Source organism: Runella sp. (genome assembly GCF_965279615.1).
Lineage (GTDB): Bacteria > Bacteroidota > Bacteroidia > Cytophagales > Spirosomataceae > Runella.
On sequence record NZ_OZ257252.1, the window covers coordinates 1,387,382 to 1,409,669 of the forward strand.

The window sequence follows — 22,288 nt, forward strand, 5'->3', positions numbered from 1 at the left end:
TGCTTTTGTAAAAAGCGATGAAAAGACAAAGAATACCGACGATTTGGGACGTATTTACCGATAAAGTACAAGTTTTAATTAAAAGCCCGTTCCCTGAAATTAATCAATTATTCCTTATATTCGGGGACTTTTTAAACCCTTTTTTATCATGAATCGTCGCCACTTTTTCCAACAAGCTACGCTGGGCACTGCTGCTATAGTTTCTCCTGAAAATAGTATGCCGGCTATCGAAAAAAATGTAACTCCGTATAAACTTGGTCTATCAAGTTATTCGTATTGGCATTTCAAAACACCTAAAGTCCCCATTGAAACGGTCATTGATGAAGCCGCCCGTATGGAAATTGAAGGAGTCGATATTTTGCACCGACAAATGGACAGCGATGACAATGCTTACCTGCAAAAATTAAAACGCCACGCTTTTCTTAACGGTGTTGATTTGATCTGTCTTTCCATTCACCAAAGTTTTGTTTCGCCGGATGCCGCCGAACGCCAAAAGAACATTGATCATACGATTCACTGCATCGAACTGGCCTATAAAATGGGCATTCCGAGTATGCGTCTTAATTCGGGGCGTTGGAATACGATCAAGTCGTTTGACGAATTAATGGCCAAACGCGGCGTTGAACCTATTTTGCCCGGTTATACCGAAGACGATGGTTTCAAATGGTGCATCGACAGCATAGAGAAATGTCTCGCCAAAGCCGCAGAGTGCGGAGTGATGCTGACATTGGAAAATCACTGGGGCCTTACGTCTACACCCGAAGGGCTTCTGCGCATCCGCAACGCCATCAACTCTCCTTGGTTGGGTGTATTGTTGGATACGGGTAACTTTCTGGAAGACCCTTATACTAAACTCGAAAAAGTGGCACCCGTTGCGAATTTTGTACAAGCCAAAACCTATTACGGCGGCGGCGAATGGTACTCGCTGGATTTGGATTACAAACGCATCATCAACATTTTGCGCCAAGCCAATTATAAAGGTTACATCGCCTTAGAATTTGAAGGCAAAGAAGCCGCCGAGACCGGCGTTCGCAAAAGCATTGCCATGCTTCGCGAAGCCATGAAAGCTTAGCTCCAATCCCAAACAACTACATTCCATACATCCGTGTAGTCTTCATAGGTATGGATCGTGCGGAATCCAACGCGTTCATGCGCCCGCTGTGAACGCGTATTCCGCACGGCTACTTCCGTAACACAGATGTCAAAATCAGTAGAAAAATATTTTTTGTGCGCGGCATACAAACCATCAAAGATGCCCTGTCCTCGGTGCGATTCGGCCACGCAGATTTGGCCCATTACGTAAAAACGTTGTTCGCCGATGGCCTTCCCTTCCCAATCCAATTCAGCCACAATGTCGAACATAGGCACCAGTTCAGGTACTAATTTGCCAAATGTCCGGGGCATGACCAAGGCATAACCCACCAAGGTATCACCGTCTTTGGCAATGATCTGGGGCAACGCATTATTCATTTCTTTGAGCGTTTCAAACGAATGCTCTACCGTTGTGAATCCTTGATCTTTTTGATATTCGGCAGGAGTGTTTTTATAAAGGTTTTGACGTTGGAGGGCCATTATTTGGCGTAGCTCCTCATCGGTGGCAGCAGTAGTATAATTAATCGGCATTAGTTATTTGTCACCCTAGATGGGTTTGTTTGTTGATTGGCTCATTCGGATTTACAATCGCGCGGCGAACCGTCCGGATGCTGTCTGTTTCCGATTTGCAATCGGCAGTAAGAACTTGTTACAAAAGTACCAAGATGCTTTCAGCATGACAAATAAACGCCCTATCTTTGCCTTACTTCCATTCAACAAACCTAATCTCAATGAAAAAATCGCTCTCCTTTTCTTTTTTCTCTCTTCCCTTTGTTTATTGTGTATCAGAATTGGGCAGACGCAAACGGTACGCCGCATGGGCCTGTCCTTACATTATTGTTTTATTATTACCATTTTCTCTTTTCGCTCAATACCCTATTCTGCCTGAACGCGAACGGGCGCGCGTGGTCGATGAGATTCTGGAAGACCGACTGACCAACCTTTTGCCTCAACTCATGCGGCGCGAAGGAATTGATATGTGGGTCATCATTTCACGCGAATACAACGAAGATCCCGTCATGAAGACGATGCTGCCCAGTACGTGGCTTTCGGCACGTCGACGTACGATCATGGTATTTTTTGATGCAGGAGGCGATAAACCTTTGGAAAAACTCGCTATTGCCCGCTATGACGTGGGCAATTTGCTGAAAGGTGAATGGGACATTAATGTGCAGCCCAACCAGTGGTTGGCGCTGAGTAAAGTTATTGAAGACCGAAATCCTAAAAAAATTGCGCTTAACTACTCCAAAGACTACGGTCACGCCGACGGATTGACCTTTACCGAGCAAAAAGAATTGATGGCAAACCTATCGGAAAAGCAAAAAGCCAAAATCATTTCGGCCGACCGCTTGGCAGTGGCATGGCTCGAAACACGTTCGGAAAAAGAAGCGGCCATTTATCCTTTGATCTGCCGTATTTCGCACGAAATCATTCAGGAAGCCTTTTCAGAAAAAGTGATTCAACCGGGCGTTACAACCACCGATGATGTGGTATGGTGGATGCGCCAGAAAGTGACAGACTTAGGGCTTGAAACGTGGTTTCACCCCACAGTGGACATTCAGCGGTTTGACTCACAGAACTTTGAGCATCTCCGCGCTTTTTCCAAACGCCCTGACAAACAGGTCATCATGCCCGGCGACCTGCTTCACTGTGACTTTGGTATTACCTATTTACGACTCAATACAGACCAACAACAAAACGCCTATGTACTGCGACCCGGCGAGACCGATGTTCCGGACTTTATCAAAAAAGCATTTGCACAGGGAAATCGCCTGCAAGACCTTTTGACAGAGCGTTTTAAAACGGGCGTAACCGGAAATCAAATGCTGTTGGGCGCGCTTGAACAAGCAAAGAAAGAAGGCATTACAGGTAGTATTTACTCTCATCCCATTGGCGTACACGGCCACGCAGCCGGGCCAACGATCGGCATGTGGGATCAACAAAAGGGCGTTCCCGGTCCGGGAGATTATCCTTTGTATCTCAATACCGGCTATTCCATTGAACTCAATGCCGCTGTAGAAGTGGCCGAATGGAAGAAAATCATTCGCATCATGCTCGAAGAAGACGGTTACTACACCGCCGATGGCTTTCGTTACTTGGATGGCCGACAGATGGAGGTTTTTACCATTCCGCGAAAGTTGGCCAATGTGAAATGATAAAAAAAGGAGCACAAAGCTGCTCCTTTTTTTATTTTACAAAAATAGCTTTGGATGGGGCAGCCCGTACGGAAGCCAAACATTATTTTATGGTTCGGCTTCTCCGAAGCCCTGTAACCGGATGATAATCAATTACAGAAGCTCTTTCTTAGCTTAAATAAAGGCTATAAAGTTTGACGCCTTTGTTGGAGTTATCTCCAACCAACAAAATCCTCTTCCAACTAAATTACATCATCACAAAACAAATCACTTTAAAATCCCTCTAAGAAGGGCGCTCTTTTTGTCTTTTTGCAATGGATAATAACAATGCCGGCAGCAAGATTAAGTTGGTGCACATTGCCACCAATAAGGTAATTGAGACCATCACGCCCATCGCCGCTGTACCGCCAAAACTGGAAGCTGCAAAAATAGAAAAGCCACAGAATAAAATGACTGCAGTGTAGATCATGCTCAAGCCTGTTCCATAGATGGCTTGCGTCACCGCTTCGGCTGCGGTGCGACCTCGTTCATAGATTTCCTGACGATAACGCGTTAGAAAATAAACCGTTCCATCGGAAGCAATCCCGAAGGTGATACTGAAAACCAGAATGGTTGTAGGCTTAAAATGGATATTAAAGTAGCCCATAATTCCCGCCGTCAATGCCAGTGGGATGAGACATGGAAGTTTGGAAAGCAGAATAATTGAAATTGAACGAAAAAGCACCATACCCACAATGGCAATCAAAACGATAGCGATCAACAAGCTTTCATAAAGGTTACCCAATAAATAATCGTTGCTTTTCAAAAATACCAAGCTATGTCCCGTCAGGCTGACTTTGTATTGTGCAGGATTGAAAATCGAATCAACTTTGGGACGTATTTTATTGATAAGGACTTTGATTCGCTCCGATCCAACGTCAGCCATCTGAAAACTTACCCGCGTAATGCTGCGATCTTCGTTCATAAACGAGTTTAACTGCTTCACACCACGATTGTCGCCCTGCACATAATCTGTTAGTTTTGAAAGTTCCAACGCGCCCGGCAATACATAATACTTAGCCTCTCCTCCCCGATACGCCTGATACAAAAATCGCGATGCTTCCACCACCGAAACGGGCTTTGAAAACTCCTTAAAGTCAGCCATTTCGTTTTGCAATGCCTTAATTTTATACAAAACCTGCGCCTGATTTCCGAACACGCCGTTGGGCTGTTTGGTATCTATCATCACCTCAAAAGGCAAAACGCCGTTGAAATTGGACTCAAAAAAGCGCAAATCTACGTACACAGGGTCATTTTGCGGAAGATCGTCCACGATGTAACCAACGGCTTTGATCTTGGTCATACCATACGCCGAAACCAATATTACCACGATCATTGCCACATAGATAGCACGACGGCGATGATGTACCAGATAATCTATCTTTGTCAGGAATCCCTTCGCCCATTTTCCATCCAAATGCTGTAAATGGCGCGCTTTAGGAATATCCATGTAATACAATGTGATGGGCAAAAGCACTAAACAAAGTACGTAGGTTACCATTACACAAATAGATGCCACGATGCCAAACTCAACCAATAAGGCACTATTGGTAAAATAAAACACCCCAAAACCAATAGCAGTTGTAATATTGGCAAGGAAAATAGAAAGCCCTATCTGGCAGATCATTTCCCGGATCGCCTCGTCTTTGTTGCCGTGCGTTTTTAATTCCAACTGATATTTGTTCAACAGAAACACACAGTTGGGTACACCGATCACAATCAAAAGCGGCGGAATCAGACCTGTTAATGCTGTAATTTTATAGCCAAATAATTGAAGCAAACCCACTGAGAAAATTACGCCCATCAATACCACGCCAATTGACAATGCCGTGAGTCGTACGGAACGAAAGAAAAGCCAAAGAATAAATGCCGTGACCAACACCGCCAACGCCATAAAAAGCTTTAACTCACCCGATATTTTTTTCATGATAACCGTCCGAATGAACGGCATTCCCGAATAATGAAGGTCGGTTTTGTTTTTGACCGAAAATTCATCGGCCATAGCTTTAATATCTTCTACGATCGTAATGCGGCGCGATGAATTCAGGTCTTTGTCATTGAAGGTAATAACGATCAACGTAGAATTTGTTTTGGAATTGATGGCCAATCCTTCATAAAAAGGGAGTTTTTTGACTTGATTTTTCAGGCTGTCCATCTCCGCCTGAGTTGTAGGAAGTTTGGTAAAAAGCGGCTTAAAATCAAATTTACTCAGGCTGTCATTGCGCTCCACTTTGTACAAATGACCCAACGAAAGAACATTTTTTATCCCTTTCATTTCTTTGATCTGCTCCGCCAACTGATACCAATTCCGAAATTTAGTAAGGTCGAAGAGGTTGGGATCCTGCCAACCTATTACCATGATGGCACCATCTTCGCCAAATACTTTACGAAAAGCCTGATATTCTTTTTCTATTGGGTCATTGGACGGGAGAATACGGGCCATTTGATAGGAAAGCTCAATTTTACTTCCCTCATATCCCATAAATGCTATTGTTACAAAAATCAAGGCAATCCACACAAATCGAAAACGGATGATGCCGGCAGCAATTTTATTCCACATAGGTAGGATAACTTTTTAAAGCTGCAAAGATAGTCTGACTCGCGCAGAATAGTTAAAAATAAACGGGATATATCGTATCAAAGATCAAACAACAAAGTAAACATTTGAAAGTCAAATAATTGTACAGACAAAATTTTACGCCAACGAATGTTAAAATTGATAGATATAAAGCATGTCTTTATCTAAATCGCTCTCTTTTTTCGATGAAAGATTTCAAAAATAAGAAGCTGTCTCCAACATTTCCGTTCAATTTTTCAGCCGAATAATAAGAATGTTGAATGGCTGTAGAGGGATCAAAAAGTTATTTTATAAATTCGGCGAGAAATAATAAAGCCCCTGATTCTGAATGAGAAATTTCCTCCTCCGAAGCTTCCTTTTCGGGTTTGCCAATCTACTGCTGTTTTGGTTTCATTTTTGGGTATTCAGGGGTCCTTACCCCTTTGCAGCGTGGGTTACGGCATTAATTCACATCATTAGTTTAATTTTTTTCCCTTATACTAACTACTTCAAAAAACATGAAAAATTACCTTAATTATACCTTATTGTTCGTGGTGGCAATAGTAGGTTGTACGCGTGTACAACCCAATTATGAAGGTGTACTTATGAAAAATTACGGGCGTGAAGGGCGTAGCGATTTTAGCGTCGTAACGGGTTCGCAGGGATTGCTCGGCCCCGGCACCGAGCTTTACCAAGTACCTATGTTTGAGCAAAAAGCCGACCCTGCGGAGGTTGTCATTACCGCCAAAGATGCCGGCGTCTTCACCGTTGACCCCTCTCTGACCTATCAGGCTATTCGAACCAAAGGGGCTGATATTATTTTCAATTACAAACATGTAGGCATTGACGACGAAAATACCATTATGGACAACATCGAAGGAGCGGTTTTAAATGCCTTGGTAGTCAATGCTTATCGGGAAGAAGCGCGAAATTTCAGCACCGACAGCTTAATGAACAACCTGAATCATTTTGAACAGTCCGTGGAAATACGGTTAAAAAGAGATTTTGAGTCTAAGTACTTTACGCTCACGTCTTTGACCAGTGGCCTCAAACCTCCTGCCTCAATGGCAGAAGCCATTGAGCGCCGCAACAACGCCAAACAACAGGCCGAACAGGTCAAAAATGAATTGGAAGTAGCACGTATGAATCTGGAAAAGGCAAAAATCGAAGCAGAAGCCAACCGTGTAAAAGCCAGCGGATTGGAGCCTAGAGTATTGCAGGAGCAGTGGATAGAAGCAATTCGAAATACCCAAAACAAAGTAATCATTACCGATGGACGTACGCCAATTATTTTAGGTCAGCAATAACAAAATGCTTATCATAGCCTTCAAAATGCAAACAATTTGTTTTGAAACCTGCTCATTGGAATTTCATGCAAAATGTGACTATCTGCATAATTTTACTCATATCCTGCAAACCGAAAAACACTGATTATTTTGCGGTTTGCAGCAAAATCAGAAGACAAACTATTTATTTTTTTGTTAAACTCAGCAACAAAACAGGCCTTAGGAGAGCGGTATGGCATTAATTGAAAGTAAATCAGAAAGATACTCAATTTATAGCACGTTTATAGCCATATGCTTGTTGGATATAGTAAGAGATAATTATATTAAGAACCTATGGCTACCAATAACAACAGAGGCACTTCCAGAGCAGCAAATAAACGCGAAACGGGTGAAGTTAAACAAGATCCGTCTTGGTTTATCACATGCTTGGTTAAAGATCCCGTTAAAAGCTTTACCATCACATTTGACCCCAAAGCACTTTCTCAAAAACGGGAAAAATATGGCGATCGCCTCATCGTTCCTCAAGGGGTAGAATAATTATTCTTATTGAATAATACGAATTTAGCGCAGTTCAACTGAACATGCGCCTAAACGTATGCCTAAATGAGTAGGTATTCTCTCCAAATAGCGAAAAATATGCAACTGCTATCACCCGGACTATGCCAAGACCGGCAAATTTTTTTGTTTTACATGTATGAATAAAGGAGGCCTAAAAGGCTGCAATGACTAAGCTGGCCGCCCTCTCTAATAACGTTTTTGACCCAATACCGTTTGATAACTTTTTCAACTACCAATTAAAAATTATGCTTAATTGTGTCAAAAATCCCAAATCGGAACTAATGAAAATAATTTCTTTACTTACTTTCCTTTTAGTGTTTTTACCTGTAATGCTCAACGAGATACCACTTAAAGAAATAAAGATACAGGCCTTTTCGTCTTTGAGTTCAGTAAGATCGCGACTCCGTTTTATAATTGTGACTTCTATTATCAGAGCATAAACGGCAAAACAAAGGAGTTGGCTATTGAGCATAAATATGGGACCAGCGTATACACAAAAGAGGAGGTTAAAAATTGGATTGATGCGGTAGAAGCTGTACTTGGTGTTAAGACAGGAAAGATAGACAATGGTAAGCGACAAGCTATTTATTTGCTGCCTGATGGGTATTCTTCAGTATTTGTGGGATTAGTGCCCAGTTATCTTGGCGGGGCAGGCCTTGGAACTATGGTGAAATTTAGAGGTTATCCAGCTATTGTTACCAGCATTGAAGCCGCAAAAGGCCTGCAAGAAGCTTTTAAGAAAGCCTACGAAAACTTCTGATACTAAACTTAACACTCAACTCTAAGACAATTTCTACCAAAAAACATGGATGTATTCGACTTTACAAGAATAAGTATCTCAGCGAGCCAACGTTTGCTAAAAAATGAAAGTGAACAAGAAACTGCTGTTGCAGCTTTCGAAGAATATAGAAAAACCGTCAAAGGGACTTCGCATCAATCAGACGTTTGGTTTAGCCAATTAACCGATTTAGTGGGGAAGTATATTGGGATAGAAAGTCGCCAATATAAAACATTGATTGATAAAACATATTTAGAGAGTTTTTACACTCTTACTAGTGTTGAGGATGGAAGGTCTGTTTATCGCTTTGAACCAACTAAGATGAATGCCACAATTGATATGTTTATTAATTACATTAAACATAATGGTGTTTATCAAAAACCTCAAGAAAACTTTTTATCCAAAATGAAACAAGAGGTTGCAGTTGCTTGGGTATTTGGGTTAATATCGGTTTTAGGCGGCGGCGGATTTGCTATTGGAAGCTTAGTGACATCAAATAAGCTTGATTTGGAGAAATACGAATTAAAAAGAAAGTTGGATAGCTTAAGCAGAACGCCGCTCGCGCCAATTGTTGAATTGCCTGATTCTAATGCCAAGAATGATAATAAAATAGGTGTAGAACCAAAAGAGGACTAAACGTTTTTATTTAAGTTTTTCAAATCAATGGGTTAGTTGAGTATTCGGCAAAAAAAGTACCCGGCTTACCAATGTTTTCCTTGCAATCTACGCTTGAATCCTACTTTACTATTTTAACCTTTAGGCAGGCAAACAATATACCCAAAAAGGCAACTTATGATTATTAGAGGCCAGCTAAAAATATCCAAACAAATAAATATAGATGAATGCATGCACTAGCATTGTGCGTTCGGGACTCTTTTTATGCCAACGAAAACATTTCGAGAATGCACATCGTATGTATAGCCTCAATTACCCAAATATTGATTAGTCGATCAAAGCCGTGCAGCGTTGTTGTGCGGCTTTTTTGGTCTACTTCTTCTCCATGATCACAAGCCATTTATTAGCGTCTTTAACCTTATACGCCTCTACCTCTATCAGCTTATATCCGCTCTTGCTATTGATATATCCAGTCCGATTAAACTTCCTACTTCTTTTGAGATATATCTTTCGCTATCCTCTTTCGGTTTCGCGAAAGAATACGCAAAGAAAGAACAGACAATAACAGCCAATGCCAATACAGAGAATAAGACCTTTTTCATGTGTATAGTGTTTTAAGTTTCCATTAAAACCAAGGAGGAGAAAAGTTCTACGTATTGGAGGCAAAAATGTTATCAAGCGGTAAAAGGGATGGGGCCGGATGACCGTTTGATAATTTTTTTACGGGAATATTGGTAGAATACCTCAGAGTCTGCACTTTATTAAACTTCACAACGACCCAGCCTTCCCTATAAAAAAATCCATGGAAAAGAATTCATACTCCCTGATCTTGGCTGAATTAAGAGCCAATAGAGGTATGCACCTAAAAGAATTAATTCATGTATTGCCCGCCGCATATGAAGCGATGGATTATGATCCAAGTTATTTGGTGTTAGACTATTTGGTTAATTTAATGCGATGGGGTTTAATTGAAGCTTTTAACGAGGGCAGATTTTACTCAGCAGAGGATTTAAAATATGCAAGTAGATGGGATTGGCCTGAAAATCTGGAATTCTTTATATCGAAGCAGGCGGTTGATATTGAAAGGGCGCTTGGGGTCAGTCTAAGTACAAGCTCCTCCGCTATTTTCAATGAAAGTAGACTTTCGGACGACCATTTTCCGGATATTTTAATATTAATGCCATTTGCGGAAGATTTAAGACCAATCTACGATGATCATATAAAAAATGTTACCAAAGATCTACCGTTAAAAGTAGGTAGAGCCGATGATCTGTTTTCAAACGGCTCTGTCATGGCCGATGTGTGGAGCGCTATAAAAAAAGCGAAAATCTTAATTGCGGATTGTACGGGGAGAAACCCTAATGTTTTCTATGAGATCGGAATAGCTCACACTTTATCAAAAGAAACAATCTTGATTGCACAAAATATTGACGACATTCCTTTTGATCTGAGGCATTTAAGGGTGATCATATACCAATATAACCCAAGGGGTATGAAGGCGTTTGAAGATACTTTATCAAAAACAATTCAGGTTCTTTTAAGTAGGAGGTAAATAAGTGCAACTAATCTATAACCTCCAGTCCCTGCAAACAGATCAATAAACCTAAATCGTTTAAGTACCGTTTAAAAACCCAAATCATTTAAACGGGCCGGTCTAAAAAAATATTTTTTGGAAATTTTCATTTTTGCTAATAGCCAAACGACTACTATCAAATTGCTGCTTTTTGCTACATCCTGCGGATTTCCCAATGCCTAAAACTTAACAATAGTTGGCAAAATCTTGTAGTGCAACTAAAATCACCCAATACAGCCTAAAAATGGCGATTTTACAGGAATCCCGCTTTTAATGTAGTGCAAGTTGATTTCTAAAAATTGCTTAAAGTCAGCAAAAAAGTGTGCAGCTTGGAAAAAATCAAAAAACCGGCCTAAGCAGCAAATTAAGGGCTGAAAAGGGGGAAAAGTAGGCAAACTGCCTTTTTGTGGTGCAACTTGTGGTGCAAGTAAAAAACAAAAGCAGCCACGATTTAACGTAACTGCTTGACTTTCAACGTGGGAGTTGAGGGATTCGAACCCCCGACCCTCTGCTTGTAAGGCAGATGCTCTGAACCAGCTGAGCTAAACTCCCTTCTTTTTACTGAAGGACACTATTTGATTTTTACTCTGTGGGAGTTGAGGGATTCGAACCCCCGACCCTCTGCTTGTAAGGCAGATGCTCTGAACCAGCTGAGCTAAACTCCCCTTTTTTAACGCTTTTTGACTCGTTGTCCGCGTTTGGGAGTGCAAATATGGCGGCTTCAAAACACTTTTCCAACTATTTTTTTCAGTTTTTTTATACTTATTTCCAATCTTACTGATCGTCAGGGTGATAGAAAAACCGGATACCTGATTGCCGATGATTCAATAAGTAACTATCTCCACTTAATGTTATTTACGATAAACAGTCGTTGGGGCTGCTTGGGCAGCGGCATAAATGGTCACATCGGCGATGGTGACATGGGCAGGGGCATTGACGGCATATAAAATAGTGTCTGCAATATCTTCGGCACGCAACGGGTCGAATCCTTCGTACACCTTTGCGGCTCGATTTTCATCGCCTTTAAATCGAACCAAAGAAAACTCGGTTTCTACAGCACCGGGAGCGATGTTTGTGATTTTGATTCCGTGTTGCGTTAAGTCAAGGCGCATGCCTTCACTGATAGCTTCCACGGCTTTTTTGGACGCACAGTAGACCGCCCCGTTGGCATACGTTTGTTTGCCTGCCACTGAGCTTAGATTCACGATATGCCCTTTCCCACGTTCTATCATTCCTCCAATAACTGCTTTAGATACATACAGGAGGCCTTTCACATTACCATCCATCATTGCATCCCAGTCGTTAAAATCACCATCCTGTATCGGCGACATGCCGTGCGCATTACCGGCATTGTTCACCAAAATATCAATGGCATGAAAATCAGAAGGAATAGAAGCAATTGCTTTTAAAACCTCATCACCGTTACGTACATCAAACAAAAGCGTAGTGATTTTAACCTGTTTTCCGAGCGCATCTGCCAATTCGGTTAATCGTTCCTGACGGCGGCCACACAAGATCAAGTCAATTCCTGATTTGGCAAACGCTTCGGCGGTGGCTTTACCAATACCGGAGGTAGCGCCTGTAATAAGAGCTATACGTGACATATATTTCAGAGATGAAAATTGATAAAAGCCAAAAATGGCCACAAATCAATTAAACTGCAAGTTGAATTCTTTTTTAAGTAGGTTATTGTGAAGTCAGAAGCATGTCAATAACCGTTTTTAAGACCATCTTCGAAAAAGGATGGGTCAAATAGGCTATTTTTTGAGTGGATGATGCTGAAATAACCATTTTTTCATCGGCATCCGAAATCAATAAAATGGGTATATGACTGCCATTCATTTGTACCCCGGAAAAGTTCTCTTTTTGAGAATAATGGCAAACAATAAGCGCAGGATAGTTTTTGGGGAGTTGAGCTGAGTTTTTGTGCTCAGCAGCAGAAGCCCGTAAAGTTTCGTAACCTGATTCTTCAATCATTGCCTCAATGGCAACAACATCATTCAGCTCATCCTTTACCAATAGGATTTTAGCATTCAATAGTATCATTACTTTCAGTTAGGGTAAGTGAGAGCTTATTCTTACAGGGCGAACGCAATTGCAATTATTTGCTCATATAAAAGCTTCAAAGATACATCATAATATTTATTATTTATCTGTCATTACATTAAATATAACGTGTAGGATAAGCAAAAAGCCCCTTTATTCGAAAATGAAGGGGCTTTTTCGGGCATTTGAAAAACTGTTGCTATTTATTCGGCTGAGGAGTATATCGCAAATAAGGTTTGACAATGTTAAGTCCTTTCGTAAATTTCTTTTGAGCGTCTTCTGTAGAAACCGCAGGAACTACAATTACATCTTCTCCGTCTTTCCAATCGGCAGGAGTGGCTACCTGATAGTTGGCCGTTAATTGCAGCGAGTCAATTACACGCAACAGTTCATTAAAGTTACGGCCTGTTGAGGCAGGATAGGTAAGTGTAAGTTTTATTTTTTTATCAGGCCCTATCACAAATACCGAACGAACCGTTGCTTTCTCACTGGCATTTGGATGAATCATGTCATACAAAGTAGCTACGTTACGGTCGCCGTCGGCAATGATTGGAAAGTTAACTTCTGTTCCGTTAACTTCATTGATATCAGGCACCCAACGATTGTGTGATTCCAGATCATCTACACTGACTGCAATAACTTTTACGTTGCGTTTTTCAAATTCGCCTTTCAGGAGAGCCGTTCTTCCTAATTCGGTGGTACACACCGGCGTGAAATCAGCAGGGTGCGAAAAAAGCATTCCCCAGGAATCGCCAAGCCATTGATGAAAACTAATGTGACCTTTGGTGGTTTCTGCTTCAAAATCCGGGGCTACATCGCCTAATCTTAGTGACATATTGTGTAATGATTTTTGGTGAAACAATTATTTTACTTAATCCCTATCGACTTAATATGTTAAACTTAAGAAGGAAAGGGGCATTTATACGTTTCCGACAAAATAGATACAATGACCGCCTCAAAATTGTTCCAAGTTTTTCGTTTTTCAAACTAAACTTTTTTATAAAGCGTTTAAATAACAAGTTTTACGGATACTTTTTCAGAAATGTGTTTTAATAGGCCATTTTACCATTTTATCTATTTATTTATTTTCGCTCTAACCCATCTTTCGTACGGTTCAGACAGTCTTTCCGTTGCACAACAAGATACGTTAAAACCTCGCCCGGGCTTTTTCAAGAGGATTTTGGCAGTCCGAAAAGATACACTGAAAACACGCCCCAAACTCACCTATACGGTCAACTGGGACGCCAGAAGCTCATTTGTTGACAAGAAACTGGTGAATATTTGGGGAGTAAACACCGGAATATCGTTTGGAAAAAATCGAAATGAACTTACAGTAGGGTATTATTGGCTCACGTTCAATTCTTTTTTACGCTTGATCGATCTACGAAAAAGCGCATCACGGTTGATAAATCTCGGCTATTATACCAAAACAGATCTTTACTATTTCAATTTGATGTACTGGCCCAATATCATCGAAAATCATAGATGGCGCTTCAGTATTCCGGTCGAGTTAGGAATCGGAGCCACGCAAAGCACCGCTAACAAATTGCTGAATGACTTGTTTATATGGCGTAGAAAAGACTTTTTTATGCCTGCTCAAATCGGACTGTACGCCAAATGGAAAGCCACTCGTTGGGTGGGTCTGAGCGTTCAGGGAGGATATAGGTACGCTATTTATCAGCAAAATATTCCAACCAATTATAACGGCGCTTATTACAGCGTTGGGTTTACTTTGGAAAGTGCCCTGTTTCTTGATACATACCATTTAACAAAAGATGCACTAAAAAAACGAAAGGCCCGACGGGGAAAAGTCGCCGTTGAATGACTTTAAAAGGATATGAAGAAAATTGTTACGTTCGGTCAAATCATGATGCGGTTATCACCGCCAAGCTTTACTCGCTTTGTACAGGCACATACATTTGACATTACTTATTCCGGTGGAGAGGCTAATGTTGGCATTGCAACCGCCCAATGGGGCATTGATGCAGTGCATGTTACGCGTTTTCCCGATAATGATATGGGGCGTGCTGCGGTTATGTATCTGAGAAAATTCGGCCTCAATACTTCCGAAATTTGCTTTGGCGGTGACCGCCTTCCCATCTACTTTGTGGAAAACGGCGCAAACGCCCGGGCAAGTCAGGTACTTTATGACCGCATGAACGACTCTTTCTGTACGCTTGATGAGAATGAATTTGATTGGGCACGGATTCTTAATGGAGCGGATTGGTTCCACTTTACGGGAATAACCCCCGCTTTATCCGAAAGTGCGGCCAATGCCTGTCTGAAAGCTGTCCAAACGGCCCGCAAGTTGGGAGTAAAAATCTCAGCGGATGTTAACTATCGTAAAGGTCTCTGGCAATGGGGCAAAACACCTCAGGAAATAATGCCTGAACTGGTTGAACACTGCGACCTGATCGTATGCGGAAACTCCAACGCTGATGACCTGTTTGACATACATCCAAAAGAAGGTGATAAAAACAGTTGGGTGTCGACGATGAAGCAGGTCATGGAACGTTTTCCAAATCTTAAACTGGTGCTTGATACCAAACGACAATCTATCAGCGCTTCGCACAACGAATTAAAAGGAAAAGCTTTTGACGGCCATAAATACTATAAAACCATCACTCACGACCTGCACCACATTGTAGACCGCATAGGAAGCGGTGACGCATTTATTGCCGGTTTCCTGTTTGGATACGATTATTACAGGAAAGACCTTCAACGAGCGCTTGATTTTGCCATTTCTGCAGCCGCCTTGAAACATACCGTCGAAGGCGATTTTAATTTGGTCAGTATTGAAGAGGTGGAAAGGCTCGCGACCGGTGATACTTCAGGAAAACTATCAAGATAAGGTTGTTACTTTCCAAGTATATATAAGTTTTTTTTATAAAAAGCTTTGATTTATATAATATTAAAACTAATTTCGTAGTTAATTAGTAAAAATCCTAATTAGCCATGAAACACCTTTTAATTGCACTGCTTTTTTTTATCCTTTCTTCTGCTTCCGCACAAGTCAATATCCTTCCTTTTGCAGAAGCGACAAAACAAGGACTCACCTATAAAAAGTTAGATAGTTTGTACCGAGGCGCTCGCAAATTTTATGAAGGCACTCAGGAGGAATATGTAAAAGAAGAGAATGCGTTGTTGCGGCGAAAAAGTCAGATTGCCCGCAAAATTTTCGGAGTCCAAACGGTTCCTGCCGGCATTATGTACCACCTTTATGCAAGCAAAACAGGTACTTTTGACTATCTTTTATATGAAATAAGGGGAAGGATTTCGCCCGAATCTGAAAAAGCATTGGTAGACTCGCTCCGAACATTGCTTGATAATTATCGCTTTGGCGTTAAAATCATCTCTTCTCATGTATCTTCTCACTACATGAATCTGGGGCTTATTCGCACTGTTCCCAAAGGAGACAGTATCATCAGCAGCATAGAAGCCGCTAAGTCAACAAATCGCCCGGATACCGTAAAAATATTGGCTCTTAATCAGTTAGAACTTAAGTCTGTTCCTGACGTTATCTATCGTTTTCCAAACATGAGGGAATTGAACCTCAGCAACAACGAACTGAAAAGCGTTACAATTGATTTATCCCGCCTTCCAAAATTGCGACAGATCTGGCTTAACACCAACCAATTATCTGACAGTAGCCTGCACCTCTCTAAAAACAAAACCCTTCAAATTTTAAATATTCAGGGCAATCATTTTACTGATATTCCCCAAGCAGTGAAAAATTGTCGACGCCTTAAAAGTTTATGGATGGGTTACAACAATCTTACTGCCCTTAACCAAAAGAGTTTCAAGAAAATGCGGCGTTTGCAGGACATTAATCTTTATTCCTGCGGACTCAAATCCATTCCTAAAGGCATTGTAAAACTACGGCGACTGGAAGTATTAGACGTATATTACAACGAACTTGCTACTTTCCCATCTTCTATCAGCCGGATGCAAAAATTACAGCAGTTGGCGTTATCTCACAATCAACTCACGTTGCTTCCGAGTAATTTAGGGAAACTCCGAAAACTCCAAACGTTATATCTCCACCACAACCGTCTTGAAAAACTGCCCAACAGTATCGGCAAACTTAGATCGTTGCAGATTCTCGACATTGGCTACAATCAATTCAGCGCCTTGCCCAACGAAATTGGCTATTTGCAACGCATGGAAGAAATTGATATGAGTTATAATAATTTGAGCGAAGTACCCGCCCCTATCCCTCATCTTCGACAGCTTAAAAAGATTTATTTGCGCGAAAACCCTGTGGCTCAAGACGCACAGCTTCGCGAACGTTCCAAAGCCATTGTACAAGTTCTGGAAGGAAACGACATTCAGGTTTCTTATTAATGATATTTTTTACAAACAGTTTGCAAATGTCGTATCAGCCCTGCATCTTTGCAGTCCCGTTTGAGGATGGCCCTCATTTTTGAGGTTATTCTCTAACCAAAACATTTGTAAATTGACATAAGGGGGATTAGCTCAGTTGGCTAGAGCGCTTGCATGGCATGCAAGAGGTCATCGGTTCGAATCCGATATTCTCCACCCTCATTATCAACGACTTACAGAGAAATTTGTAAGTCGTTTTTGTTTTTGCTCAAACATTTTTGATTTGTTTGAGCAGCTTCGCAAAGAGGAAAATTTGATTTTTGTGGCCGGGTATTTATAGATTCTTTGAATTCATCAGTGTTTTTCACCGGCTTCTCTCCAATTCAATAACATATTTTGCAGGCTACATAACCCATTGCTCTAGCTTCTGAAACACTAACTTCTCCTCTGGATGCTTTACATCTTTTTAGACCAGAACAGATATAGGCATGGTAGGCATATGCATTTTTACTATAACATACGTATACTCGCTCTTCCAGAAGGCGGATTGTTTTGGTTTTATCCGCTCTTTTATACGTGTTTGGTTGCCTGGATGAAACTTGCCGGTTAGCTTCGTATAAGTATAGAATACATAAAAGAGACAATGAAAAAATATTTTTCATAACTGAGTCATGCAATTAAATGGGCCTCATCTTTTATGGATAAATTATCAATATATATTGATGCTAAGACTTTTTACCATGGTCGAATTCCAAGTCGAATTCCGGCACGGTGAATATTAGCACGTATTGAGCTGTTTAAAGTTGTAGAAAGATTAGTAGCATTAGTGTTATAAATACCTGTAAAATTATAACTGCCATACAATTCCAGAAAACAGCCAAAATGCTTACGCTGAAGCTCAATACCAATTCCCCCTATTCCGGAAAACGATTGAGAGCTTAATTGACCTTTACTTTCCATAATGCTGCGGGATGCATAATTTTCATAGCGATATGAAAGTGGTATCATCGCTTCAAGGCCAAATTTTATATAAGGCCTCCAACGTTCAGGATCAGTATTTACCTTATGAAGTTTAATAGTAGCAAACCCATTGACTCCTTTTAACGAGAAGTCTTCCAGAACATACTTTGTATCATTAATAGACCCTAAAGATTGGAACTGTGTTTGAAAATATTCCGCACCAATGGAAAAATCAGCAAGAGATGTATGACTGATCAAACTTAACTGAAGTCCACCGCTTATATAATGCCCAATTGACATTTCCTGAGCTTTATCACCTACAGTATAAGTAGGTTTAATCAATGAATAAGCCCCAATTACTTCAGGCCGAAAATAGGTCGTCTCACTTTTGCAACGTTCAGGGAACGCGTCGCATTCAAGTTCACTCAACTTTGCATTGACAACTTCGATTTGGCCGGGAGATGCACATTTAAGACTTTCTTCATACAGGCGATAGGCTTTTTTCCATTCCTTCGCGATTTCAGCTTTTTCAGCTCTTATTGCTGTTTCTTTATAGCAAATACGATTTTTACAGCCTTGTATACTCTCCAGAAGGGTTCTATTATCTCGAAGGCGTTTAGCATCATCACACAGTTTTAAATCCTTTAGTTGTTCATAAATGCTATGAGCTTCATCACAGCGTTCACGTTGCACTAAATCACGAATTTGGCTTTGAAGGATTGAATATAGACTGTCATTCTTCATAAGTCCTATTATAGTGTCTGTAAGGGACACATAGTTGTTCAGTATGCCTGAAGATGCATCGGAGCAAACGCTCAATTTTATAGTTGCTTCATCCCATTTAGCTTTTGCTTCCTGCAAACGACAGTTGTTGACCGCCCTACGTACGTCAGTTACTGCTTTTCGAAAATCTCTTATAACCGAATCACAACCCAGTTTACCCACTACTCGGTTTTTTGCCTTTTCAACTTCATCAGATTTTTGAGGTGCAACCAGATTTTGGGCTTTCGCTAAGTAACTAAGCGCACGTTCAACCTGGCCCTTTTCTCCACTATTATCAAATGATTTCTCGGCAAAACCTGCCAATTCTATTAAAGTTGCTACATATTCCTGTTTTGCGCAATCGGAGAGATTATTTCCCACAAATGGAATGTTAGCCGCAGTTTTCAGTAAACTTTCATAAGCACTTAATAATAAGGCTTCTTTATCCTTACTACGGTCTAATTTCGGATTAAGTTTAATGATTTCATTTTGAATTCTTCGATAATCGTCGATAGCTTCCAGTAATTTATCAGAATTTTCAATTTTACTTTTGTTAGACTTAATATAACTTAAAAGTTGTTCAATTTTACAAGTCTTTGCTAAAGTTTGAATTGTTATCAGGGGAGACTGGCTTTCAGGAAAAGCAGTTGCTACTTCAATAGACTCTATTTTTTCTCTTAGGGGTTGTATTTTAAAAATTGAAATTTTTTCACCTTCCTTCAGTAGATTAATTTCCTCTTCTTCAGTTATTCCTTTCAATTTTGCATCTCTAACTTTCTTGCCCCATGCTTTAAGCTCTTTCACGGCTAAAATTCCTTCTTCATACTGTTTTTGAAGTGTAGTATTTAATGTACCGCCCCATTTCTTTGCCTTTTGGAAACTAAACTGGGCACCGGAAGTATCTAGCTGAATAATTTGTCTTTGTCCTTTATCAGACCACTCAAAACCCGCCACTATTCGTTCAGGGTCACGAAGCTCACCAACCACTTTCTTATCTGTCTGTGTCAGACATATCTGTATCCTATCTTCAAATGCAGCTAATCTACCGCTGTTTGGCATCAATTTTCGGTATTCTCGGTATTGGGTCAGGGCTTGAGGAAACCGTTTTGCTTTAAAACTTTTTTCGGCTTCCTGATAGAGATTTTTAAGCTGATTGCACTTCTTGATTTGATTTTCAAAGTAATCGTTTGTAATACCACCTAACAGCACTTTGTAAGACGCATAAATAACACGTGCTTCATCAAACTTTCCCTCCTGTAGTTTTTGATCTCCGGTACGCAATATTTGGTACAAATCAGGATTATCGAAAAGCCTCTGAGAATATAGTGTTAATGGTAGCAGAAATATAAAAAGTACATAGATCTTTCTCATAAGCATTGCTTCGGCTTCTTCTTTTGAAGAATAGCAGCCATTTTATAATAATTGTTTGGAATATATTTTAGAGTAGGCTCATTTCTATAAGTATTACAAAACTGTTCAGCTTTCCGGATAAACTTCTTTTGAAGCAAAATTGCCTTATTTTTATCTAAACAGTCATGCACATCTAATAACTTCTGCACATCCCAAAACTTAGATTCTGCGGATGTATAATTTCCTTTCAATGCAAGTTCCTCACCTTCTTTAAGCAATTGACTGTATAGTTCTTCAGGACAATTTGGCGAGTTTATATTTTCTATTACTTGTGAAGTTTGTCTATGATTACTACGTGGTTCACTATTTTCCTGCGATGGCCATTTTATATAAATAACACCGGTCACACTTATGGCTAATAGCCCTAAAAGAATATATTTGATAATAGGGCCATATCCAACTTTTACTGTAAGCTCACGGGAAATATTATCGGCGGAGAGGCGATAAGTGATTGTTTCCTTAATGGAATATTCAACTGATCCAATAGCAGGCATATCAGATTGTAAATCGACAGCCTCCCCCCCTGAGCGGATTTGCGATAGCTTTATTGATTGTGCATTTTCGATTTCCCATGATAAAGTAATGGTATTGGCTTTGTGGAGAGACTTGGGAACTACCGAAAATGAGTTGATTTTTACCGCAGGCATAGGGAAGGTAAGAACAATAGAGAGGGTAATAAAAAACAATTATAGGTAAATATGAAATAAAAGTGAAGATTTTTCCTGAAAAGTTATCAATTGAGACTTTGCTCATAAAGAAATAGTCGTTAGATAACTTTTTTGAAAAAAACAGAGCAGATAATAGGCATTATTAGTCATAATTTGCTTATTTGACAATTCAATTTTAATATGCCTGATTCCTAACCTCTATAATCTCTCTACATTAATGCATTGTTTGCGTTCATTTTTTGTATTTCTCGTGCTTCTGCTCGTGGCGGTTAGTTGTGATCGCAAGAAAAAGGAAGAAACATCCCTGCCCCCGCCTGTTACTGCTCACCCTCCAAAACAGGTGCATTTCTTTTTGGAAACTTCTGCCAGTATGAAAGGGTATTTGAAAGGAAAAACAGAGTTTAAAGACGTTGTGACGAACCTGATTGCGGTTTTAGGAAAGGATACGATTCCGGATTCTGTATGGACGATTTCTGACAATCCTGTAAAATATCGAAATAGCCCTCAGTCATTTGCCAATGACTTAGCTACTACCCCTCTTGCTACAGCGCGTAGTTCGAAATTACATAAAATATTTGATGCAGTTGGCGATAAGGCAGGTTCCAATAATGTGAGCATTTTGGTCTCTGACTGTATTCTATCTTTTTCAGATGCTGAAATAAGGGCAGACCGTGAGATAAACCGTAACAATGCATCCAGTACGCTAAAAAGCAGCATAAAAAGTACATTTGGAAAATTAAGGGCCAAATATATTGGAGCAACTTTATATGCTTTTCAATCATCTTTTAATGGTCCCTATTTTGATTACCGGAACAATAATCAGCCTGTTTCCGGAGAAAATCGCCCTTTTTATGTATGGGTGATTGGGCATCGAGATGTGATTGGCCATGTCAATAAATTACTACAGGAAGATGACGGGTTTAAGCCCGAAAAATTTATCAATTTTGGAGATAGCAATAGTGAAATTAAATCGTTTGACCTCTTATTTTCTTATGGTAAAGAAGGAGATTGGCAAGCGCGAAAGAATGAAGTGAGAGAAATAAAATTGACAAAAACAAAACCTGTTACTTTTTCAATTGGCGTCAATCTCAATTTACTGCCCGCTTACGTACTTCAGGATTTGAACAGAAATTTACAGGTTAGTTCTCAACAGGCTACTATTAAGTTGATAAAAATAGAGAAAGCAGTAGAGGTAATGAACCTTTCAAAAAAAGACAGAGAGAAAAAGTTAATTAATAATAACACGCATATTTTCACTTTTCGCATTTCCGACATGAGGGGAAATGATGATGCTACTGCCGATATTATTCTTCCTTATCGTTTCGATGATTGGTATATGACTTGGTCAACTGATGATGACCTTTTGAAAGAAAATCGCCTTCATAAAACTTTTGCATTCAAACATTTAGTAACAGGAGCAAAAGAAGCTTATGATACAGGCAATAGTAATTATCTTAATATTCAACTCAAATTTTCTAAAAACTAA

At 40.2% G+C, this 22,288-nt stretch carries 20 protein-coding genes and 3 tRNA genes; 12 read left to right on the forward strand and 11 right to left on the reverse strand.

All coding sequences use genetic code 11. The features are described 5' to 3' along the window. The first annotated feature begins 148 nt into the window (after window positions 1-148). On the forward strand, window positions 149-1,072 hold the full coding sequence (locus tag ACQY73_RS06170) for a sugar phosphate isomerase/epimerase family protein (RefSeq protein WP_428662933.1): 924 nt from the start codon (window positions 149-151) through the stop codon (window positions 1,070-1,072). Here the strand turns inward: ACQY73_RS06170 and ACQY73_RS06175 are convergent. Further along, window positions 1,069-1,623, reverse strand: a complete 555-nt coding sequence (locus tag ACQY73_RS06175; RefSeq protein WP_428662936.1) for an N-acetyltransferase family protein — start codon at window positions 1,621-1,623, stop codon at window positions 1,069-1,071. The two genes, ACQY73_RS06170 and ACQY73_RS06175, sit on opposite strands and share 4 nt — an antisense overlap. Before the next feature lie 200 nt (window positions 1,624-1,823). Between ACQY73_RS06175 and ACQY73_RS06180 the strand changes: the two genes are divergently transcribed. Beyond that, a complete protein-coding gene (locus tag ACQY73_RS06180) occupies window positions 1,824-3,248 on the forward strand; it encodes a M24 family metallopeptidase (RefSeq protein WP_428662938.1) in 1,425 nt (474 codons plus the stop codon). 262 nt (window positions 3,249-3,510) lie between these two features. Here the strand turns inward: ACQY73_RS06180 and ACQY73_RS06185 are convergent, their stop codons facing one another. After that, on the reverse strand, window positions 3,511-5,826 hold the full coding sequence (locus ACQY73_RS06185) for an efflux RND transporter permease subunit (protein WP_428662941.1): 2,316 nt from the start codon (window positions 5,824-5,826) through the stop codon (window positions 3,511-3,513). A gap of 515 nt (window positions 5,827-6,341) precedes the next feature. Between ACQY73_RS06185 and ACQY73_RS06190 the strand changes: the two genes are divergently transcribed. The 4 genes from ACQY73_RS06190 (at window position 6,342) to ACQY73_RS06205 (ending at window position 9,081) form a co-directional block, all read left to right on the forward strand. Then, the gene (locus ACQY73_RS06190) at window positions 6,342-7,130 is read left to right on the forward strand and encodes an SPFH domain-containing protein (RefSeq protein WP_428662943.1); all 789 of its coding nucleotides are present in this window, start codon (window positions 6,342-6,344) and stop codon (window positions 7,128-7,130) included. Between the two features lie 312 nt (window positions 7,131-7,442). Continuing rightward, on the forward strand, window positions 7,443-7,646 hold the full coding sequence (locus tag ACQY73_RS06195; RefSeq protein WP_428662946.1) for a hypothetical protein: 204 nt from the start codon (window positions 7,443-7,445) through the stop codon (window positions 7,644-7,646). Between the two features lie 478 nt (window positions 7,647-8,124). Further along, window positions 8,125-8,427: a hypothetical protein gene (locus tag ACQY73_RS06200; protein WP_428662949.1), complete on the forward strand. Its 303-nt coding sequence runs from the start codon at window positions 8,125-8,127 to the stop codon at window positions 8,425-8,427. Between the two features lie 45 nt (window positions 8,428-8,472). Beyond that, on the forward strand, window positions 8,473-9,081 hold the full coding sequence (locus tag ACQY73_RS06205) for a hypothetical protein (RefSeq protein WP_428662952.1): 609 nt from the start codon (window positions 8,473-8,475) through the stop codon (window positions 9,079-9,081). A gap of 241 nt (window positions 9,082-9,322) precedes the next feature. On the opposite strand, the gene ACQY73_RS06210 is transcribed toward ACQY73_RS06205, so the two are convergent. Beyond that, window positions 9,323-9,460 (reverse strand): hypothetical protein, encoded by a 138-nt coding sequence (locus ACQY73_RS06210; RefSeq protein ID WP_428662955.1) that lies wholly within the window; start codon window positions 9,458-9,460, stop codon window positions 9,323-9,325. 37 nt (window positions 9,461-9,497) lie between these two features. Continuing rightward, the gene (locus ACQY73_RS06215; RefSeq protein ID WP_428662957.1) at window positions 9,498-9,662 is read right to left on the reverse strand and encodes a hypothetical protein; all 165 of its coding nucleotides are present in this window, start codon (window positions 9,660-9,662) and stop codon (window positions 9,498-9,500) included. Between the two features lie 200 nt (window positions 9,663-9,862). On the opposite strand from ACQY73_RS06215, the gene ACQY73_RS06220 reads away from it, so the two are divergent. Further along, window positions 9,863-10,612, forward strand: coding sequence for a hypothetical protein (locus ACQY73_RS06220; RefSeq protein ID WP_428662960.1), 750 nt, complete (start codon window positions 9,863-9,865; stop codon window positions 10,610-10,612). A 498-nt stretch (window positions 10,613-11,110) separates the two neighbouring features. Here ACQY73_RS06220 and ACQY73_RS06225 read toward each other — a convergent pair. The 5 genes from ACQY73_RS06225 to ACQY73_RS06245 form a co-directional block, all read right to left on the reverse strand. After that, window positions 11,111-11,185, reverse strand: a tRNA-Val gene (locus tag ACQY73_RS06225). 38 nt (window positions 11,186-11,223) lie between these two features. Continuing rightward, a tRNA-Val gene (locus ACQY73_RS06230) sits at window positions 11,224-11,298 on the reverse strand. A 186-nt stretch (window positions 11,299-11,484) separates the two neighbouring features. Further along, window positions 11,485-12,237: an SDR family NAD(P)-dependent oxidoreductase gene (locus ACQY73_RS06235; protein WP_428662963.1), complete on the reverse strand. Its 753-nt coding sequence runs from the start codon at window positions 12,235-12,237 to the stop codon at window positions 11,485-11,487. A gap of 82 nt (window positions 12,238-12,319) precedes the next feature. Next, window positions 12,320-12,679, reverse strand: coding sequence for a hypothetical protein (locus ACQY73_RS06240; protein ID WP_428662966.1), 360 nt, complete (start codon window positions 12,677-12,679; stop codon window positions 12,320-12,322). Window positions 12,680-12,878: 199 nt separating this feature from the next. Continuing rightward, on the reverse strand, window positions 12,879-13,514 hold the full coding sequence (locus ACQY73_RS06245) for a peroxiredoxin (protein WP_428662969.1): 636 nt from the start codon (window positions 13,512-13,514) through the stop codon (window positions 12,879-12,881). 345 nt (window positions 13,515-13,859) lie between these two features. Here ACQY73_RS06245 and ACQY73_RS06250 point away from each other — a divergent pair, with 345 nt between their 5' ends. The 4 genes from ACQY73_RS06250 (at window position 13,860) to ACQY73_RS06265 (ending at window position 17,218) form a co-directional block, all read left to right on the forward strand. After that, a complete protein-coding gene (locus ACQY73_RS06250; protein ID WP_428662972.1) occupies window positions 13,860-14,504 on the forward strand; it encodes a hypothetical protein in 645 nt (214 codons plus the stop codon). 12 nt (window positions 14,505-14,516) lie between these two features. After that, window positions 14,517-15,530 (forward strand): PfkB family carbohydrate kinase, encoded by a 1,014-nt coding sequence (locus ACQY73_RS06255; RefSeq protein ID WP_428662974.1) that lies wholly within the window; start codon window positions 14,517-14,519, stop codon window positions 15,528-15,530. A gap of 104 nt (window positions 15,531-15,634) precedes the next feature. Continuing rightward, entirely contained in the window at window positions 15,635-17,023 is a 1,389-nt protein-coding gene (locus ACQY73_RS06260) for a leucine-rich repeat domain-containing protein (protein WP_428662976.1), read from the forward strand. 121 nt (window positions 17,024-17,144) lie between these two features. Continuing rightward, window positions 17,145-17,218, forward strand: a tRNA-Ala gene (locus ACQY73_RS06265). Between the two features lie 519 nt (window positions 17,219-17,737). Here the strand turns inward: ACQY73_RS06265 and ACQY73_RS06270 are convergent. Both ACQY73_RS06270 and ACQY73_RS06275 read right to left on the reverse strand, forming a co-directional pair. After that, window positions 17,738-20,095, reverse strand: a complete 2,358-nt coding sequence (locus tag ACQY73_RS06270) for a hypothetical protein (protein ID WP_428662978.1) — start codon at window positions 20,093-20,095, stop codon at window positions 17,738-17,740. Further along, entirely contained in the window at window positions 20,092-20,781 is a 690-nt protein-coding gene (locus ACQY73_RS06275; RefSeq protein WP_428662980.1) for a hypothetical protein, read from the reverse strand. The genes ACQY73_RS06270 and ACQY73_RS06275 overlap by 4 nt, the downstream gene beginning before the upstream one ends. Window positions 20,782-21,154: 373 nt before the next feature. Here ACQY73_RS06275 and ACQY73_RS06280 point away from each other — a divergent pair, with 373 nt between their 5' ends. Next, the gene (locus tag ACQY73_RS06280) at window positions 21,155-22,288 is read left to right on the forward strand and encodes a hypothetical protein (RefSeq protein ID WP_428662983.1); all 1,134 of its coding nucleotides are present in this window, start codon (window positions 21,155-21,157) and stop codon (window positions 22,286-22,288) included.

Bases quoted from the DNA above. Each gene is read 5' to 3' on its own strand.
- ACQY73_RS06170 (WP_428662933.1), top strand. From the start codon at position 149: ATGAATCGTCGCCACTTTTTCCAACAAGCTACGCTGGGCACTGCTGCT.
- ACQY73_RS06175 (WP_428662936.1), bottom strand. From the start codon at position 1,623: ATGCCGATTAATTATACTACTGCTGCCACCGATGAGGAGCTACGCCAA.
- ACQY73_RS06180 (WP_428662938.1), top strand. From the start codon at position 1,824: ATGAAAAAATCGCTCTCCTTTTCTTTTTTCTCTCTTCCCTTTGTTTAT.
- ACQY73_RS06185 (WP_428662941.1), bottom strand. From the start codon at position 5,826: ATGTGGAATAAAATTGCTGCCGGCATCATCCGTTTTCGATTTGTGTGG.
- ACQY73_RS06190 (WP_428662943.1), top strand. From the start codon at position 6,342: ATGAAAAATTACCTTAATTATACCTTATTGTTCGTGGTGGCAATAGTA.
- ACQY73_RS06195 (WP_428662946.1), top strand. From the start codon at position 7,443: ATGGCTACCAATAACAACAGAGGCACTTCCAGAGCAGCAAATAAACGC.
- ACQY73_RS06205 (WP_428662952.1), top strand. From the start codon at position 8,473: ATGGATGTATTCGACTTTACAAGAATAAGTATCTCAGCGAGCCAACGT.
- ACQY73_RS06210 (WP_428662955.1), bottom strand. From the start codon at position 9,460: ATGGCTTGTGATCATGGAGAAGAAGTAGACCAAAAAAGCCGCACAACA.
- ACQY73_RS06215 (WP_428662957.1), bottom strand. From the start codon at position 9,662: ATGAAAAAGGTCTTATTCTCTGTATTGGCATTGGCTGTTATTGTCTGT.
- ACQY73_RS06220 (WP_428662960.1), top strand. From the start codon at position 9,863: ATGGAAAAGAATTCATACTCCCTGATCTTGGCTGAATTAAGAGCCAAT.
- ACQY73_RS06235 (WP_428662963.1), bottom strand. From the start codon at position 12,237: ATGTCACGTATAGCTCTTATTACAGGCGCTACCTCCGGTATTGGTAAA.
- ACQY73_RS06240 (WP_428662966.1), bottom strand. From the start codon at position 12,679: ATGATACTATTGAATGCTAAAATCCTATTGGTAAAGGATGAGCTGAAT.
- ACQY73_RS06245 (WP_428662969.1), bottom strand. From the start codon at position 13,514: ATGTCACTAAGATTAGGCGATGTAGCCCCGGATTTTGAAGCAGAAACC.
- ACQY73_RS06255 (WP_428662974.1), top strand. From the start codon at position 14,517: ATGAAGAAAATTGTTACGTTCGGTCAAATCATGATGCGGTTATCACCG.
- ACQY73_RS06260 (WP_428662976.1), top strand. From the start codon at position 15,635: ATGAAACACCTTTTAATTGCACTGCTTTTTTTTATCCTTTCTTCTGCT.
- ACQY73_RS06270 (WP_428662978.1), bottom strand. From the start codon at position 20,095: ATGAGAAAGATCTATGTACTTTTTATATTTCTGCTACCATTAACACTA.
- ACQY73_RS06275 (WP_428662980.1), bottom strand. From the start codon at position 20,781: ATGCCTGCGGTAAAAATCAACTCATTTTCGGTAGTTCCCAAGTCTCTC.